The sequence below is a fragment of the Saccharicrinis sp. 156 genome (assembly GCF_050589685.1).
Lineage (GTDB): Bacteria > Bacteroidota > Bacteroidia > Bacteroidales > Marinilabiliaceae > Saccharicrinis.
This window is the reverse complement of sequence record NZ_JBNGOS010000029.1, coordinates 1-19102: the sequence shown is the minus strand read 5'-3', so window position 1 is coordinate 19102 and position 19102 is coordinate 1. Positions and strand designations below refer to the sequence as shown.

The 19102-nt window shown below is 41.2% G+C and carries 15 protein-coding genes; 14 read left to right on the top strand and 1 reads right to left on the bottom strand.

Going from position 1 to position 19102, the window contains the following annotated elements; all coding sequences use genetic code 11:
* Positions 1-41 precede the first annotated feature (41 nt).
* The 5 genes from hydE to ACRD64_RS17235 all read left to right on the top strand — a co-directional run bounded on the left by hydE (position 42) and on the right by ACRD64_RS17235 (position 6671).
* Positions 42-1127, top strand: a complete 1086-nt coding sequence (hydE, locus tag ACRD64_RS17255) for a [FeFe] hydrogenase H-cluster radical SAM maturase HydE (RefSeq protein WP_430934705.1) — start codon at positions 42-44, stop codon at positions 1125-1127.
* A gap of 182 nt (positions 1128-1309) precedes the next feature.
* Entirely contained in the window at positions 1310-2845 is a 1536-nt protein-coding gene (gene zwf, locus ACRD64_RS17250) for a glucose-6-phosphate dehydrogenase (RefSeq protein WP_430934704.1), read from the top strand.
* 275 nt (positions 2846-3120) lie between these two features.
* Entirely contained in the window at positions 3121-3837 is a 717-nt protein-coding gene (gene pgl, locus ACRD64_RS17245; RefSeq protein ID WP_430934703.1) for a 6-phosphogluconolactonase, read from the top strand.
* Positions 3838-4022: 185 nt separating this feature from the next.
* Positions 4023-4883 carry a toxin-antitoxin system YwqK family antitoxin gene (locus ACRD64_RS17240; protein WP_430934702.1) on the top strand — a complete coding sequence of 287 codons (861 nt, stop codon included), beginning with the start codon at positions 4023-4025 and terminating at the stop codon, positions 4881-4883.
* Between the two features lie 117 nt (positions 4884-5000).
* Positions 5001-6671: a S8 family serine peptidase gene (locus ACRD64_RS17235; RefSeq protein WP_430934701.1), complete on the top strand. Its 1671-nt coding sequence runs from the start codon at positions 5001-5003 to the stop codon at positions 6669-6671.
* Positions 6672-6710: 39 nt separating this feature from the next.
* Here ACRD64_RS17235 and ACRD64_RS17230 read toward each other — a convergent pair whose 3' ends face one another.
* Entirely contained in the window at positions 6711-7592 is an 882-nt protein-coding gene (locus tag ACRD64_RS17230; RefSeq protein ID WP_430934700.1) for an AraC family transcriptional regulator, read from the bottom strand.
* 136 nt (positions 7593-7728) lie between these two features.
* Between ACRD64_RS17230 and ACRD64_RS17225 the strand changes: the two genes are divergently transcribed.
* From ACRD64_RS17225 to ACRD64_RS17185, 9 genes are all read left to right on the top strand, one after another.
* Positions 7729-8622, top strand: a complete 894-nt coding sequence (locus ACRD64_RS17225; RefSeq protein ID WP_430934699.1) for a dihydrodipicolinate synthase family protein — start codon at positions 7729-7731, stop codon at positions 8620-8622.
* Positions 8623-8637: 15 nt separating this feature from the next.
* Complete coding sequence (locus tag ACRD64_RS17220) at positions 8638-10119, top strand: aldehyde dehydrogenase (NADP(+)) (protein ID WP_430934698.1); 1482 nt, start codon at positions 8638-8640, stop codon at positions 10117-10119.
* Positions 10120-10129: 10 nt separating this feature from the next.
* Positions 10130-11146 carry a 4-hydroxyproline epimerase gene (locus ACRD64_RS17215; RefSeq protein WP_430934697.1) on the top strand — a complete coding sequence of 339 codons (1017 nt, stop codon included), beginning with the start codon at positions 10130-10132 and terminating at the stop codon, positions 11144-11146.
* 85 nt (positions 11147-11231) lie between these two features.
* Positions 11232-12485 (top strand): NAD(P)/FAD-dependent oxidoreductase, encoded by a 1254-nt coding sequence (locus tag ACRD64_RS17210; RefSeq protein WP_430934696.1) that lies wholly within the window; start codon positions 11232-11234, stop codon positions 12483-12485.
* Positions 12486-12626: 141 nt separating this feature from the next.
* The gene (gene xseA / locus ACRD64_RS17205) at positions 12627-13994 is read left to right on the top strand and encodes an exodeoxyribonuclease VII large subunit (protein WP_430934695.1); all 1368 of its coding nucleotides are present in this window, start codon (positions 12627-12629) and stop codon (positions 13992-13994) included.
* 501 nt (positions 13995-14495) lie between these two features.
* Complete coding sequence (locus ACRD64_RS17200) at positions 14496-16295, top strand: DAK2 domain-containing protein (RefSeq protein ID WP_430934694.1); 1800 nt, start codon at positions 14496-14498, stop codon at positions 16293-16295.
* Between the two features lie 10 nt (positions 16296-16305).
* The gene (locus ACRD64_RS17195) at positions 16306-17079 is read left to right on the top strand and encodes a DUF1295 domain-containing protein (protein ID WP_430934693.1); all 774 of its coding nucleotides are present in this window, start codon (positions 16306-16308) and stop codon (positions 17077-17079) included.
* A 15-nt stretch (positions 17080-17094) separates the two neighbouring features.
* The gene (gene plsY, locus ACRD64_RS17190; protein ID WP_430934692.1) at positions 17095-17721 is read left to right on the top strand and encodes a glycerol-3-phosphate 1-O-acyltransferase PlsY; all 627 of its coding nucleotides are present in this window, start codon (positions 17095-17097) and stop codon (positions 17719-17721) included.
* 506 nt (positions 17722-18227) lie between these two features.
* Positions 18228-18929 carry an SDR family NAD(P)-dependent oxidoreductase gene (locus ACRD64_RS17185; protein ID WP_430934691.1) on the top strand — a complete coding sequence of 234 codons (702 nt, stop codon included), beginning with the start codon at positions 18228-18230 and terminating at the stop codon, positions 18927-18929.
* The last annotated feature ends 173 nt before the right edge of the window (positions 18930-19102 follow it).

Sequence of the window (19102 nt, the reverse complement as noted above, 5' to 3'; positions counted from 1 at the left end):
TTTGCATTCTAATGCTTAAATTGCGGTATAATTTTACGGTCATGAATAATCAGATTCAAAATATACTTCAAAAAGAAGAACTGGATTTCAAAGATATTGTGGCGCTTTTACAAACCGAGGGGGAGGAGCAGAAGCAGTTGTTTGCTAAGGCACAAGAGGTGCAACTCGAGTATGTTGGGCGAAAAGTGTTTTATCGTGGTCTGGTAGAGTTTTCCAATGTATGTTCAAAAAATTGTTTTTATTGCGGCATCCGGAAAGATAACAAAGAGGTTGAACGTTATAATTTAGAAGACCATCATGTGGTTGAAGCGGCCAGGTTTGCCCACCAAAACAAATATGCGTCAATGGTTCTGCAAGCCGGAGAACGCAGGGATCCATATTTTGTGGAAAGGGTTGATCGGTTATTGAAACAAATTAAAGCCGTTACCCATGGTGAACTGGGTATCACTATTTCGCTGGGCGAACAGACCGAAGAAACCTACCAACGATGGTTCGATAGCGGCGCACATCGCTACTTGCTGCGCATAGAATCCACCAATAAAGTATTGTATAACCAGATTCATCCCAATGACGACAATCATGATTTTGAGAAAAGGATGAGTTGTTTGAGATCGCTGAAGAAGGTGGGGTATCAAACCGGTACGGGAGTGATGGTGGGGTTACCCTGGCAAACATACGAAGATTTGGCCAGGGATCTTCTCTTTATGAAGGATTTCGATATCGATATGTGTGGAATGGGTCCTTATATTGAGCATCAGCAAACGCCATTGTTCGAAAAAAGAGATTTGTTGTGGCCCATCGAAACACGTTTTTCAGTTACCCTAAATATGATAGCCTTGCTTCGTATTATAATGAAAGATATTAACATTGCCGCAGCCACCGCGTTACAGGCTATCGACCCAATGGGACGTGAAAAAGCGCTGCGAATTGGCGCCAACGTGATCATGCCTAATATAACGCCTACCTTGCATCGAAAAGATTACCAGCTATATGAAAACAAACCTTGTACCGATGAAGGAGCCGAAGATTGTGGTAACTGTTTAAGCATGCGCATTGAACTGGCCGATCGTGAAGTGGGTTTGGGCGAATGGGGCGATTCGAGACATTATTTTAATCGGAAAGGGTAAGGTCTTAACCGGTCTATAATTCAGAGGCTGATACCGGTAAGCAACACCCCGGGTACATCAAGTAGCGTATTTCAACCAAATTAGATTTTGATTGTTTAAGTCAGGAACCTATTTTAGTGGCAATATAAATAAACCAAAACATAGCGTCATACTATGTTTATTTACTCGACAAAACATTGAAAATGAAAACACCCAAAAACCATATACTTGTTATTTTTGGCGCGTCGGGCGACCTGACGTATCGTAAACTTGTACCTGCCGTATTTGATTTGTACGATCAAAATGTATTACCTGAAAATTTTGCCATATTAGGTTTGGGAAGAACGCAGCTGAGCGATGATGCATTTCGTGAAAAAATGAAAGAAGGCATCGAGCAATTTGCGTTGAACCATAAAAATGTATCCCAAAATGATAAGGTGGACAGCTTTCTTCAGCAACTTTTTTATCATGGTTTTAATACAAAGGAGGAAGGTGAATATGAGGGGCTAAAGGATAAGTTGTTTGAATTAGATGGAAAGTTAGGAACAGACAGAAATCTTATTTTTTATCTGGCAACACCGCCGAGTATGTATACCGTTATTCCATGTCATTTGGCCAAACATGGGTTGAGCAAGGAAGAAGATGGGTTCAGGAGACTAATTGTTGAAAAACCATTTGGATACGATTTGGAAACAGCCAGGGAGTTGAATGTTAGCTTGCTAAAACACTTTAATGAAGAACAGCTTTATCGTATCGACCATTATCTGGGCAAGGAAACCGTTCAGAACCTGTTGGTTACGCGTTTTTCAAACGCCATTTACGAACCGCTTTGGAACCGGAATTATGTGAATCATGTGGAAATTACTTCTTCGGAAAGTATTGGGGTTGGGAACAGAGGTGGTTATTATGAAGGTTCGGGGGCTTTGCGGGATATGGTACAAAACCACTTGTTACTTTTGGCCGGACTCGTAGGAATGGAGCCTCCCGCATTGATTGATTCAAACAGCATTCGTAACGAAATTGTAAAAGTATTGCAATCTCTCCGCCCTATCAAGGAAGAGGAAGTGGAGAAATACGTTATACGGGGCCAATACGTAGGATCTACTGTAAAAGGTGAGCAGGTAAACGGTTACCGCGAAGAAAACGGGGTTGATCCCGAATCGAGAACCGAGACCTATGTGGCCATGAAATTTTTTATCGACAACATGCGTTGGGGCGGTGTTCCATTTTATATCCGTACCGGCAAGATGTTGCCTACAAGGGTTACCGAGGTGGTTATCCACTTCAAACCTACCCCGCATCACCTATTCGCCAGTAATACCACTATTGCGCAGCAGCAAAATCAGTTGGTTATCCGCATACAGCCGGACGAGGGTCTGTTGTTAAAATTTGGCATGAAGGTTCCGGGAGCTGGTTTCAATGTTCAAAACGTGAATATGGATTTCCATTATTCCGAGTTGGCAGATGCATATTTGCCAAGTGCCTACGAGCGCTTGCTTCACGATTGTATGTTAGGCGATTCCACCCTGTATTCGCGGGGGGATGCTGTTGAGGCAGCCTGGACTTTTGTGAAACCGATTCAAGAGGCCTGGAAAAACAATAAGTATATTAAAGTTCATGGTTATCCGGCTGGTACCTGGGGGCCGGATGTGGCCGATGATTTAATAGAAGAGCCACACCTAACGTGGAGATATCCGTGTAAAAACCTGGCCAACGATGGTAACTATTGCGAGCTCTAATCGGAAGAAGGGAAACTGCAGCGGTTAAAAAGAATTATAACGCAGAGGGCGGGTTAAAGTTAACAGGAGTGTTCGGAACCCTGAATGTTGTACTGATATAACCAGGCCCCGGATTTATCCCTTGTAATTTAGCCGGTAAACAAGTCGGTTTTACCCTGAAGATATGTTTGGGTTGAAGACGGTCTTGCTCACTTTTTGTGCGTTAACGGGATGGTAAAAACTGAATTTATTGCGGATTGTTCGAAAACAATAATCATTGTTAATTTGTAGAATTAATGGATAAAATAGAAAATAACATAAAAATATTTGGTTCGAAACAAATGCTTGCCCAATATTTTGGTCAGCTATTAAAGGAACGCACCGAGCAAAGTGACAAGATAAACATTGCCTTGTCGGGAGGCAGCACGCCCAAGGCCATTTTTGATGAACTGGCGGCAAAATATGCAAATGTTATACAATGGGAAAAAGTATTTCTGTTCTGGGGCGATGAGCGATGTGTGCCCCCATCCGATGAGCAAAGCAATTATAAAATGACCATGGATCATCTTTTATCCAAAGTGTCTATTCCCAAGGAAAATGTCTTCAGGGTTAAAGGAGAGATGGAACCGCAGCTGGCCTGTGAGACCTACAAGAAGTTGCTCAGGGATAAATTGCCGCAGGCAGATGGACTCCCACAGTTTGATATTATGTTGTTGGGCATGGGCGATGATGGACATACGGCTTCCATTTTTCCGCATGAAATAGCATTATGGGATGCCAAAGCAGACTGTGTAGTGGCAACACACCCCGAATCGGCTCAAAAGCGTATTTCGTTGACCGGAGAAGTGATCAATAATTCCAAAGAGATATTCTTCCTGGTAACAGGTGCCGGAAAAGCAGACAAACTGGATGAAATTATACATCAAAAGGAAGGGTTTCAGAAATATCCGGCGGCAAGGGTTGCCAATCCGGTATGGCTTTTGGATAAGGAAGCGGCAGCAAAAGTAGGGTGAATGTGGATGGGTACGAATTTGGGTTTTACAATACCTCGACCCGCATTGTTCACTACATTTCACTTCCATGGAGACAAACGAATTTTCCGGGTTGAACATCAACAATAAAGATGACGCGAAAAGCACGGTTATTTAAACTTTTAGCTTTAAATTTGCCCGCAATCATCATATTCAACAAATTCATTATGCGTATTCTATTTATTTCTATATTATCTATTGTTTTTTCTACGAGTCTGGTTGTCGGGCAGATAACAGACGTGTTTGGAAATAATGTGCCTGCCAGGCAAGGAGCTTCCACCAAAGGGGTTTCGTCCGAACACAATAAAAAAGATGAACAAGGACTTAAGCAAGGTTATTGGGAAAAGCGTTTTAGTAATGGTAAACCTGCTTACACCGTAACATTTAAGGACGACAAACCGGTGGGGAAGATGACCCGTTATTATTTTAACGGTAATAAAAAGGTAGTGGTCGATTATAACGAAGATCAATATGGAAAAGCCATTCTTTATAGCGAGAATGGGAAGATATCCGCAAAAGGATTTTATCAGGGAACACAAAAAGATAGCCTTTGGCAGTTTTTTTCGCCCGAGGGTGTACTTTATACCAAAGAATCGTACAAGGAAGGTTTGAAAAATGGGATATCTACGCATTTCTTTAGAAAGGGAAATGTAGCCGAAGAAGTGGAATGGAAAGATGATGTGAAAGACGGGATATGGAAAAAGTACCACGAAAACGGTCAGCTAAAGATGACTTCGTCGCATAAGGATGGGAAAATAGAAGGTGAATACATCGTTTTTTATCCCGATGGTAAACCCGAGGTCCAGGGAAAATTTGAGCATGGACTGGAAGAAGGTACCTGGTTGGTTTTTACCCATGCCGGTAACCTGGCCTATAAAATTGAGTACAAAGAGGGGAAAACCTTGAATGCCGCTGACTTTGACGAGCAGCAACAGTCGCTTTTTGAAGAGTTTGAAAAAAACAAAGGAAAAATTAAAGACCCTGAGGAGTTTAAGCACGACCCGGATAGTTATTTGAAAGGGATGTGATCGGTTAGCAGCGATCAGAGCACAGTCAACAGTTATTAGTGCTAAGAATACCAAAGTCAATGATTTTGTAATATTTTCGAGGGTCTTCGAAAAACTATATCAATTAAATTGCAGAGTTTGCCGGATAAACGGTCTACAGGTATTGATAAAATAGTCATCAGATTATATAATTTGAGAAAAGTTGCACATATCGCTTTGTTTTTATTGGTTTCTGCCCTTCCTACAGAAGCACAAAAATATTTTGTGTCCTTTTCCGATAAAAACAACAATTCATACTCCATAGAGACCCCTGAATATTTCCTAAGTCAAAGAGCCATTGACCGCAGAACAAAACACGATATTCAAGTTTTAGAGCAAGACTTGCCTGTGACTTCATTATATGTTGACAGTGTAAAAAAGATGGGGATTCGGGTGCTTTGGCCATCGAAATGGTTAAACGGAGTTCTTGTTGAAAGTAGTAACCAACCGTTAATGGATACGATCACCAGGGTATCGTTTATTTCGGATTCAAAAATGGTTTATCAACCAACTATAGGTGTTGCTGCACGTAAGTTTGTTGAAACGAAGGATGTTGAGCCTTCGGATCTTAAAAGTTCGAGTGTGTATGGCGCCAGTTGGGATCAAACGCAAACCTTAAATGGGCATTATCTGCATCAAAACAATTTTGAAGGCCAAGACATAGAGATTGCCGTGATAGATAATGGTTTCGACCAGGTAAACACATTACCGCTTTTCACGCATCTTTGGAATGATGACCGGATACTGACTTACCGGGATTTTATAAAACCCGGCGGTAATGTATTTGAAAGTGATTCGCACGGCACGAAAGTACTGTCTGTTATTGGGGGATATTTGAACGGAGAGTTTAAAGGAAGTGCACCGGAAGCCAAATTCCATTTGTTGCGGACCGAGGATAACGCTAGTGAAACTCCAATTGAAGAGTATAATTGGGTGGTAGCTGCCGAATATGCCGATAGTATTGGTGCCGATGTGATAAATACTTCACTGGGATATTATACTTTTATTGGCGATTATACCGATTATACCTATCAGGATATGGACGGTAGGACCACCATTGTTGTGCAGGGTGCTGAGACCGCTTTTTCAAAGGGGATGGTAGTAGTATGTAGTGCCGGAAACGAGGGGAACAATACCTGGGGCAAGATCATCTCTCCGGCAGATGGGGCAAATGTGTTATCGGTGGCGGCTATGGATAGTGATAGCTTACGCGCATCGTTTAGTAGTTACGGTTATTCTGCGGACGGAAGGGTAAAACCCGATGTGGCTGCCATTGGACTTGGTACCGCTTTGCAGGGAACAGACGGCAGTATCGAATTCCTGAACGGAACCAGTTTTTCGGCTCCGGTAATCGCCGGTTTTACGGCGTGTTTGTGGCAGGCTTTCCCTGAATTGAGTAATGCGGAAATAATACAACTGGTAAAGGAGAGCTGTAATAATTATAGTGTTCCGGATAATTCGTTTGGCTATGGAATACCGGACTATAAGAAAGCAATGGATATTAATAATGGGATTGGGAATGTCAGTAAAAATTCCATCTTTACCTTCCCCAATCCGTTTAATGACCAGCTCTATATAAGCTGTTCGGAAGGGAAAGTTAGCGCGGATTACCTTTTGATTTACGATATAGCGGGTAATTTGGTGTATGAGGACGTACAACTAAAGCTTCCGTCCAGTATCGATGGGCTTGGAAAACTTCCCAAAGGAATTTATCTGTTAAATATTAAAGTTGGCAGGAAAGTGATGGTTAATAAGCTGGTAAAAAAGTAACCACACCATTTTTTCTCCTTTGCTTTTCTTTTATGGTTGCTATCCTTCTGTTTGGTACAAACTGTATTTGTTTCTGTATTCCGTAGGCGTTTGTCCCATAACTAACTTAAACTGACGGTTAAAATAAGATAAACTGTTATACCCGCAGTCTGCTGAAATACGACCAAAGTTATCCTGCGTATTGGCCATTAAATGACAAGCGTATTCAATACGCATATCGTTTAAAAAATGGCTGAAAGATTTACCTGTTCTTTTTTTGAAGTATCTGCAAAACGAATTTGGGGTCATGCTGGCGACGTGGGCTATACAATCCAATTGTATTTCTGATGTAAAGTGTTTAGAAAGATATTGAAATACCACATTAATCCGTTCGCTTTCCTGTTCGCTGGAAGGTTCCATAAAGGGTACGGGACTCAGTAACTGCACATTGTGAATCTTAGATATATAGTTAAACATTTTAAGAATATGCTGGAATCGATCAAAATCTTCGTACGTTGATACATCCTTTATCATTTTTTTTATGACTGTATTGTCTTCTTTATTAAACGAAATACCATACAGTGCTTTATTTAAAAGCCTTTTGATAGAGGCCATCTCAGGTAATTCAAAAAATAACTTTCCAAAAGTGTCGTCATTTAAAAATATGGATATACTGTAGGATTCTAAACTTCTATTAGCGTTGTAGTATTTATCGTCGGATCGGAATACGTGTGGCACATTTTTGCCGATTAAAAATATATCTCCCGGTTTAAACCTTTCAACCGAGTTTCCGATAAAGCGGGTTCCTTCTCCCTTAATGATCAAGGTTAGTTGATATTCAGGATGATAGTGTATGGTTTCGTAAAAATATGGTGCACGGTCTTCTTGTAATCTAAAAGAAGTACTACTGGTTTTGGGAATGACAAATCGTACAGCTTTCATTTCATTAGATTAACGCAATTAATGCAGGTAATACGCATAAAGGGTAAAATAGTTCAAATACATGATAATATAAGAATAAAAAAAGATCTGATTATCCTTTAGGTTTGTATAAGTACAAATAACAAAAAATACAGATATGAAACCAGAATGGAAAGGGGTATATCCCGCAATTACAACAAAATTTACAGAATCAGGTGAGCTGGATATCCCATTGTTCCTGAAAAATATAGATTTTCAGATTGAGAGCGGGGTGTCAGGGATAATCATTGGAGGCTCGTTAGGTGAGTCAAGTACCCTCAGCAAGGAAGAAAAGCTAAAGTTAGTAGAGGTATTGCAGCCATACCGAAGTAAAATACCTGTAGTCATGAATATTGCCGAGTCAAGTACCGGTAGGGCCATTGAAGCTGCTCAAGAAGCGGAGGACAAAGGGGCGGATGGTATCATGCTTTTACCTCCCTTGTTGTACAAACCGGACGAAGCAGAAACTGTTGCGTTTTTTTCTGAAATAGCCCATAGTATTAACTTACCGGTATTACTATATAATAACCCGGTTGACTATAAGGTTGAGATTACTTTATCCATGTTGGAGGAACTACAAAGGTTGCCCAATATTCAGGCTATTAAGGAATCTACCCGAGATGTAACCAACGTAATTCGATTGAGAAATGCCTTTGGCGACAGATTTAAAATTATGGGCGGTGTAGATACCTTATGTCTGGAAGAGCTAATGCTTGGAGCCGACGGTTTGGTAGCTGGTTTGGTATCTGCATTTCCTAAAGAAACGGTGGTGCTCTACGACATGGCCAAAGCAGGTAATTTTAAAGATGCGCTTGAGCTATATAAGTGGTTTATGCCGCTACTCGAAATGGATATTCATCCAAAGTTAGTCCAGTATATAAAAATGGCTGAGGTGTATACCGGTATTGGTTCTGAGTATGTAAGAGCCCCTCGTAAGGTATTGGTTGGCCAGGAAAGAGAATTGATTCAGTCAACCATTGAAAAAGCTTTGGCTGCCCGCCCGGTATTTTAATTTAATTTTTTAGTCATGTCAAGTTTAGCAATACAATATAATGAGATAGTAGATTCAGCATCCCGGGCATTCTTGCTTTATAAAAAGATTTCGGGTACGAAAAAGGCAGTTTTTTTAAAGCAGATAGCATTAGAAATTGAGGATATAGGAGATCAGCTGATTGAAACGGTCATGCGGGAAACCTCCTTGCCTGAAGGCAGGGTAAGAGGGGAGAGGGCAAGAACAATCAACCAGATTCTGCAATTTGCCCAACTGATTGAGGAAGGTTCGTGGGTGGAAGCCGTTATTGACCAAGGAAATCCCGACAGGGAGCCATTGCCAAAACCTGATCTCAGAAAAATGTTAATACCCATGGGGCCGATAGTGGTTTTTGGGGCAGGAAACTTTCCGCTGGCCTTCTCTGTAGCGGGGGGCGATACCATATCGGCTTTGGCCGGCGGCAATCCGGTAATTGTAAAAGGTCATCCGGCTCACCCTAAAACAGGACTATTGGTGGCAAATGCCATTTTAAAGGCCGTTGAGGTTTGTAAATTGCCCCAAGGGACTTTTTCTTATGTTGAAGAAAGTAGTTATGAGGCAGGTCAGCTTTTGGTGAAGCATCCAATGACCAAGGCTGTTGCTTTTACAGGTTCGGAAAAAGGAGGCAGGGCCTTATTTGATATAGCCAATGAAAGGGATGAACCCATCCCTGTTTTTGCAGAAATGGGAAGTGTGAATCCGGTTGTTATCCTACCCAAAGCGCTAGAAAATAAGGGGGCGGAAATGGCAAAGCAGTTGGTGGCATCCATAAATCTTGGGTCAGGACAATTTTGTACCAATCCAGGTTTGATTTTGGTGATTAAAGGGCCGGGTTACGCCGAATTTTTGCAAACCCTGGCTAGCGAGGTAATCGCGTCCGATCCTACGGAAATGTTTAGCGAAGGCATCTTAAAAAATTATAAGTCGGGATTAACAAGCATACTGCATCAAGAGGGAATATCAGCGCTAAACGATAACCCTACGTATATGGCTCAGCCTAAAGCAGTGCCAGTATTGGGGACGGTTGACGCAGAAACCTTTGTCAACCATAAAAACCTACATCAAGAGGTTTTTGGACCATTCAGTTTGGTCGTTACTTGCACTTCGGCAGATGAACTAATAAAAGTGGTTAAATCCTTAAAAGGGCAACTAACCTGTACGCTTCAATCTGACCACAACGAAGAATCAGATTATAAAGAGCTGATAGAATACCTGGTTTTAACCTGCGGACGATTATTGTTTAACGGTGTACCAACAGGTGTAGAGGTTTGTCCGGCCATGCAACATGGGGGCCCCTATCCGGCTTCGACCGATGTGCGCTTTACTTCGGTGGGCACGGCTGCTATCAAACGCTTTGTAAGGCCAATCAGTTATCAGGACTGTCCCGAAGAATTGTTGCCTGAAGAATTGAAAAACAGCAACCCTTTGGGTATTTGGAGATGGCTAAACAGCGAGTGGACAAAGCAAGTAATTACTTAATTGAAAAATTATGGCCAGAAAAACTTTTTTTTGCATAGATGGGCATACCTGCGGCAACCCGGTGCGTGTTGTGGCGGGAGGGGTGCCTCCGCTCAAAGGAACGTCAATTTTTGATAAGCGTGAACATTTCCTTAAAGAATTTGACTGGATAAGAACCGGGTTGATGTTTGAACCCAGAGGACATGAGCAAATGTCGGGTAGCTTAATTTTCCCTCCCGAAAACCCCCAGAATGATGCCGGTATTTTGTTTATAGAAACCAGTGGATGTTTACCCATGTGCGGGCACGGCACCATCGGAACGGTTACTATTGCCATAGAGGAAGGGTTGATTATGCCTAACGTTCCAGGTAAACTGCGGCTTGAAACACCGGCCGGATTGGTTATTGCCCATTACGAACGTAATGATAAAGGAAAAGTCACTTCAGTTAAACTTATCAATATTCCTTCTTTTTTATATGCATCCGATATGACTGTGGAGAGTTCCTTTTTGGGTGAATTAAAAGTTGATGTATCGTATGGCGGTAATTTTTATGCCATTATCGACGAGCAAATTAATTACCGGGGGATGAGTCAGTTTACTGCTGATGAGCTGATTACCTTTAGTGGGGAGATACGGGAAAAGCTCAACCGGAATTACAGTTTCGTCCATCCTGAGAATCCTAAGATCAACGGGCTGAGCCATGTGTTATGGACAGGTGCTCCCATTCATGAAAATGCCCATGCCCGAAACGCTGTTTTTTATGGAGAAAAAGCCATTGACCGGTGTCCGTGCGGAACGGGTACATCCGCCCGAATGGCGCAATGGTATGCTAAAGGTAAATTAAAACCTGGTGACCAATTTGTGCATGAAAGCGTAATTGCCAGTCAGTTTATCGGAACAGTTGAAGAACGGGTGAGAGTTGGCGATTACGATGGCATTATTCCGGGAATTGAGGGTTGGGCAAAAGTTACCGGCTATAACCAAATTATTATCGATCCGGAGGACGATCCCTATGCGCATGGGTTTAGGGTTGTGGGTAAATTGTAACCTGAGGGTTTGGTTTTAAATAAAGGGTTAGTTAACTTGTCAGTATCCCGGTATGTTTTTGCCGTAAAAAGATAACAATATACACATGAAGAAAATACTTATTGTTGGAGCTGGTACCATAGGATTGCACATCGCCTATTATTTGCGTCAGAATAATTATGAAGTGGAGGTACTCGAAGCTGCCGAAAAAGAGGATTTATCGGGTTGCTCATACGTTAACTGCGGTTATACGGTGCCGAGTCATTTTATAACCATAGCTTCTCCTTCGATGTTACAAACCGGATTAAAAATGACGTTAGTTAACAATGGTCCGGTTTCTTTTAATTTAGTTAAAAACCTGGGTCATATCGGGTGGTTTTTAAGATTTTCAAAAGCAGCCATTAATCGGGCTAAAGTGAATGATGCCATACCGCTTCTTTATCAACTCAATTATCAAAGTGATAAGCTTTATCAAGAGTTAAAGCATGATCACCACTGGGATAATGAATATTGTTCCAAAGGATTGTTGATGGTCGCATCTACTCAGAAGGCGTTGCACGAAGAGATAGAACTAGCTTTGTTGGCGAATAATTTGGGAATAAAAACCAAAAGCATGGATGCACAAGCGCTTTCTGAATCGGAGGGTAACATTCGGTTTAATGCTACGGGAGGTATCCTGTATTATTCCGATGCCATGTTAAATCCGGGAATGCACATGCGAGCGTTAAGAGATTGGCTGACAAAGAACGGGGTGGTATTTAATTACGGTAGTAGGGTCAGCGAGATTTTACAAAAAAACGGTACGGTGAACGCGGTTAAATGCGGGCTTCACACATTTAAAGCAGATGAGTTTGTTCTGGCCACTGGTGCCGGCACAAGCTACCTTGGAAAACTGTTGAACATGAATTTGCCGGTTATGCCGGGTAAAGGGTATAGTATTGATTTTGGTAAGGAAGTATTGCCTTTAAATACCCCCATGATATTAACCAACGAAAAAATCGCTATTTCTCCCTTTGCGGATATGGTAAGAATTGGGAGTGGAATGGAGTTTAATGGTCAACTAAACAGGTATGATTACAAACGAATTCAAGGAATACTTGATGCGACCAAAACAGTGATACCAAGTTTTCCATATTACCGGGCCCATAAACTAAAATTGCAGCAAGGGTTGCGGCCCTTAACACCTGATGGCATTCCTATTATTGGGCGAACCCAAAAATACGGTAACCTCACGGTAGCGGCAGGTCATGCTATGATGGGTATGAGTCTTGCTCCGATTACGGGACAAATAGTGACGGAACAAATAGCCGGTATGAAACCAAGTTTTAACATGGATATGTTAAGCCCCGATAGGTATTGATCCGATAAAATGACCAGTGAGCGTCAGAAAACTTTCAATGGGCAGGCACAATATTTAATTTTCAGGTGTTAACTATGTGTCAGGTTATTACCTTTGTAAGGTTTTATTGTTAAGTTTAAGTCTAACTTTCAGTTATCATATATGTCCGATTCTTCATTGTCTCTCTTTGAGTTAAACCAGAAAATTAAGAAAACCATCCATTCTTCTTTTGCCGAAACCTATTGGGTGGTTGCCGAAATAAGTGAGATACGCGAAGTGCGAAACGGTCATTGCTATCTGGAACTGATAGAAAAAGACGAGAAAAGTGAGCAGATCATAGCCAAGTCAAGAGCCAATATTTGGGCTTATACCTATCGGATGCTTAAGCCCTATTTTATGTCTGCTACAGGTCAAGCCCTAGTCTCCGGACTTAAGGTCATGGTGCGGGTGAGTATCGATTTTCAGGAAGTATACGGTTTTAGCCTTAACGTGCGTGACATTGATCCCACCTATACTTTGGGTGATATGGCACAAAAAAAACAGGCCATTCTCAACAAGCTGAGCGAAGAGGGCGTAATCCATATGAACAAAGAGCTGGAAGTGCCCCTGGTGCCTCAAAAAATAGCCGTTATCTCTTCCCCAACGGCGGCGGGTTATGAGGATTTTTGCAATCAACTCAACCATAACCCGGGAAATTATAAATTCTATATCCAACTTTTTTCCGCCATGATGCAGGGAGAACAAACCGAGGAGTCGGTCATTGCCGCGTTAGACAGGATTTATGAATATGAGGATGTGTTTGATGTGGTGGTTATTATTCGCGGGGGAGGTTCCACTTCCGATTTAATGTGTTTCGACAATTACTGGATAGCCTATAACATAGCGCAGTTTCCGTTGCCTGTATTTTCGGGAATAGGGCACGAGCGTGATGAAACGGTGATTGATTTTGTGGCACATACCCGTTTAAAAACCCCGACGGCAGTGGCGGAACACCTGATTGAGTTAGTGGGTGATTTTGATAACCGGTTAAACGCGGTAAAAGATGAGGTGGTGGCACTTACCCGTGAAATAATTAACGATAGCAAAGCTTCTTTTGAATTGGCTTACAGCAGGTTTAAACCAGTTGTAAACAATGCGCTGCTGGTTCAGAAAAATAAACTGGACAGGCTGGTGCGTCAGTTAGGCACTTCATCCCAGCGATTTATCGAAAGCAGAAAAAACAAAATAAATCTTTCTGCGCAAAATTTAAAGTCTTTAACCTATGGTTCTATACAATATAAACGCAGCGACCTGGATCATGTTCCGGCAAGGTTATCGAGTCGGTTAAACCATTTCTTCAACCACAGGCATGCACAATTAAACTTGCACGAAAAAACAAATAGCCTGCTCAATCCCGAGAATATTCTGAAAAAAGGATATTCTATTACCTATCATAACGGGAAGGCGGTCAAAGATGCGAAGGAACTTGCCAAAGGTGATGTAATTACTACCCGGTTAAGCGATGGCGAAGTGGATAGTACTGTAAATTAATCAAAATATTCTCCCGATTGGTCAACATGTTTTTATAGGTGGTCATGTAGTGTTTTTCAAATTCCTGATGACAGATTTCGGCTAAAAAGGGAGTATTTATATCTTTACGGTTTAACCTGCCATATGCATTAAAATTCCTGTTGCGTCATCAAACTACTTCAAAACAAGGCGTTTCACTGAGTTGCTTCAACTCACCATAGCGGTGCTAAGCCTCGTTTAAGCACTCCTTGCTTTATGGTATTTTATATGCCCATTACGTATTCAAATCCGGGTTTAATGAAATAATCTTATCTTTAGGTAAGATCCGGATTCAGGGTTTCACATTATCTTGTTATCCCACACTTAAATCAGCCATCTAAATCATGAGGGAATTGTAATGACTGAAAAAATAATAGTATTAGCTTATCTGCGTACCTATATGGTTTCTATTGCCCTATTATGGGAACAGCTCTTTGTGCAGGGTGCGCTTTTTTGTTTTTTATATTGTAAAATGGTTAACTAATGCACAACATTGAAGCAGCCCACATCAACGGTAAATTTCTTTACTATGCATTTGTTGCCGGAGGGAATCAAGTGTTTCAACATCAAGTAGAGATTAACAAGATTAATGTATTTCCGGTAAACGATAAGGATACGGGTACCAACCTGGCCTCTACCATACGTTCGGTAATCGATAATATTAAACCGCATAAATCGTATAAAACTACCGTTAATAATATGGCAGATGCTGCCTTAATGGGTGCGAGAGGCAACTCCGGGGTTATTTTTGCCCAGTTTTTGCATGGTTTGAGCAGGGAAACATTAAACAAGCCCAGCATTACCTTTCCGGAATTTGCGGAAAGTGTTCATAAATCAATCCCATATATGTATAAGGCCATTGCCAATCCGGCAGAGGGTACCATGTTGACTGTAATTAAGGAGTGGTCCATTTTTTTGAATTCCCAAAAAGAAGCCATTCACGATTTTAGAAACGTCATTATCGATTCAATTGCAATACTCGAAAAGTCACTCGCCGAAACTACACTACAACTAAAAATATTTAAAAAAACAGGTTTGGTAGACGCCGGGGCAAAGGGATTTGTTTTATTTATTAAGGGCATTATCGATTTTATTAAGCACAGAAACATACGTGATATAGTATCGGGGGCGGGACAAAATATTTCGTTAATCCATACCGAAGAATTAGTTGATGAGGAAATAAATTATCGTTTTTGCACGGAAGCTATTATTAAAAATTTAAAGGTCAGCAAAAATGACCTGCAACTGATATTACGAAAAAATGGTGATTCGGTGGTTGTGGCGGGTTCACAAAGCATTAGTCGTATCCATGTGCATACCAATCATCCGGCACCACTTTTTCACCAGTTAAAAGATCTGGGAACTGTTTCTTATCAAAAAGTGGACGATATGGTGCGTCAACAGGAGATTGCCACCAAGCGAAAGTGGAACATTGCGCTGGTAACCGATTCTACCTGTGACTTGTCGCAGGAATTAATAGATTATTATCAAATAAATGTGGTACCTGTGAGTTTAAACTTCGGCCACCATCAATATTTGGATAAGGTTACGATGCAGCCCCACCAGTTTTACGATATGTTGGAATCCCATCCTGAGTTTCCTAAAACATCCCAAATCAACGAACAAACTTTTGTCAACTTGTATTCGCATCTGGCATCGCATTATGATGCCGTTATAGCCATCCACCTTACGCGGAATTTTAGTGGAACGTACACCAACAGTGTTAAAGCGGCGGAGCGAATTAAAAAAGAGTTCAAGAAACCAATCCATGTTATTGACTCCAAAAACTTATCGGGCGCCTTGGGGTTGCTTGTGTTGAACACTGCTCTTAACATTGAAAAGGCTGAATCGCTATCGTCTATAGTAGAGTCGCTTAAAAAGAATGTGGGGCAGGCTCATATTTTTGTCAGTGTCAGGGATCTGAAATCGATGATCAGGGGAGGTCGGGTCTCAAAACCTAAAGGCTTTATTGCGAACACACTCGGATTAAACCCGGTGGTGTCCATGGATAAGGATGGTAAATCTTTGTTGTTCGGTAAAACTTTCAGCCAACAGGCCAGTCTGAATAAAATTTTCAGGCACATTCAAAAGTTAAGTATTAACAAGACTGTATGGAACTATATGGTTTTGCATGCCCATAATTTGCAAGGCGCGGAACAAGCCGAAGACAGGATGAAGCGGATTACAGGAAAAGAAGCCGTTTCAACCGTTGATATTTCGCCGGTCATCGGTATGCACGCCGGTAAGGGTGCTATTGCAATTTCAATTTTGTTAACGCCTTAAAAATTAACTTATGACGACTTTGTTTTTTCAGGCTTCATTGCTCATTTGGCTGCTGGTTACACTTTTGTGGATTTGGAGCGTGATTATAAAAAATGTGAGCATTGTTGATTTGTTTTGGGGATTTGGTTTTGTAGTGATCAATACGTTTTACGTTTGGATGACAGGTGAAGTGAATCCCAGAAAGATTTTGATTTTCACGTTGGTCACCCTTTGGGGTTTGCGGCTTTCTGTTTATCTGGCCTTCAGGAATATTGGCCAGGGAGAGGATTTTAGGTATCAGGAATTCAGGCGAAAGTATGGGGCAGAACGATATTGGTGGTTTAGTTATTTTCAAACCTTTATTTTACAAGGGGTATTGATGATGATTGTTTCCTTGCCATTGTTGGGTGTAAGTTCGGGTACTGGATCAGGAGAGCTAAATTTATTGGATTATGCGGGCATAGTGCTTTGGTGTATTGGTTTTGTTTTTGAAGCTGGAGGCGATTACCAGCTATCGCGCTTTAAAAGTGATGCCGCAAATAAAGGGAAAGTATTAAACACGGGTCTATGGAAATATACCCGGCACCCCAATTATTTTGGCGATTCGGCAGTGTGGTGGTCCTATGCCCTTTTTAGTGTTGCCGCGGGAAGTTACTGGCAAATTGTAGGTTCGGTGATTATGACATGGCTGATTATTAGAGTGTCGGGAGTGGCCATGCTCGAAAAAACATTGCAGCATTCAAAGCCTGAATATCAAGAATATATTGATAAAACCAGTTCGTTTTTCCCCTGGTTCCCTAAATAAAAAACCGCTCAATAAATGACGACCACGCTTCAAATTGTTTTTGTGATTTTTTCCTACCTTCTGGGTTCCATACCTACGGGATACTTTTTAACCAACTATTATACAGGTAAAAACATTCTGGAATGGGGAAGCGGAAATATTGGGTCGACAAATGTGCGCCGTGTTGCCGGGAAAAGAATCTCCGTTGTTACCCAACTACTGGATATGTTTAAGGGTTTTTTGCCGGTAACGGTTTGTTGGTTTTGGGCAGACAGGACAATACATGGCACTGATTATCTTATTTACTGGGTTGCATTGGCTGCTATATTAGGTCACGATTTTAGCATCTTTCTAAGGTTCAGGGGAGGCAAAGGAGTAAATACTACCCTGGGCGCTTCTGTATTACTCGCTCCTTTTTCCGTTTTTATAGCGGTAGCCATATACTTTGTGGTGAAATGGCGATTTAAATTCGTTTCGCTGGGTTCTTTGGTGCTAGGAGTTACCATGCCGCTAATTGAAATTATACTGCGCGGAGGTGGCCCTACATTTTATTATCTGCTGGTTTGTACCCTTCTTATCTTTATGATGCACAAATCGAATATTAAACGCTTACTGAATAGCAATGAACTTACACAGGAAATAACAAAAGAACGTAAAGTGTAAACGAAGAACCTCTCATTCGCATAGGATGGTTTACGGATCCTATAAAATCCTAATATCGCAGAAATGTTTAATAAATAATAAATAAAACTAAACAAAAATAAATATGGAATGTTATTTAGTAACAGAAGGAGTAGTATACAATACTGCTTTGGAGACGACAATACACCAGTGTGATGTCATGTTTGTAGTGTTGGTGAAGTTGAACTTATTTTAATTTTTGACAAGCAAAAAATCTGTGTTTAGCAGCGTTCTGTAAACGATTTATTTAACGCAGTCAAAAGTTAAATGTGTAAGGCTTGGGCTGAAAGGTTTTGCCTGCCTGACACGAGTTAAACCTGTGGTAAATTAATTGGGAAGGGATCAAACGAGCTTTCAAACTCAACTATTTCAGGCACACACACAGAATGAGATACAACGTATTCGTGAGTACAATTGGATGTACAATCAGGTGAATCATAAATTTTACGGGGAGTTATATACGACAAATGGAAGAAAATTGTAAGGATATGAAAAATTACTTGATAGTAGGCGGATCAAGCGGAATAGGTAAATCCATTGTGGAGGAATTAAAGAATGACTCGGATAAAAACATATGGGCTACCTATAATACCAGTACAGATAGGAATTGGGTAAACGATGAGAAATATATTCATATGGATGTTACTTCTAATGAATACAATATACAATCTTTGCCGGATACACTGGATGGGATGGTTTATTGCCCGGGAACCATACGTTTAAAGCCTTTTGATAGAATTAAACCCGAGGATTTTATAGACGATTATCAGATTCAGCTACTGGGCGCGGTGAAGGTTGTGCAGCAATTGTTACCGAAGCTTAAAAAGGTTCAGCATGCTTCGGTCGTATTTTTTTCCACAGTTGCCGTGTCGCAGGGCTTTAAGTTTCATTCATTGGTTTCTGCATCAAAAGGCGCTGTGGAGGGATTGACTAAAGCCCTGGCAGCGGAATACGCACCGGCGATCAGGTTTAATTGCATTGCCCCCTCCTTGACCAATACGCCACTGGCAGCATCCATGTTGAATACAGAAGCTAAAATAGATTCAAATGGGAACAGACATCCATTAAAAAGAATTGGTAATCCCAAAGACATTGCGGATATGGCCGTCTTTTTATTGTCGGAAAAAGCCTCATGGATAACAGGTCAGGTACTGCATGTGGACGGGGGTATTTCTACCATAAATATTTAGTAAGGATAAATCTGTTGTACCAGAAATAGGCGAAACCATAAAAGTTAAACCCGCAATATGCATTAGAAATTGTATTACACATTGAAATTACTTTACAACAAGACACTTCGTTGCATCACTTCAACTCACCAGAACGATGCTCCCGAAAGTAATCCATAGCCGTTAACTTTAGC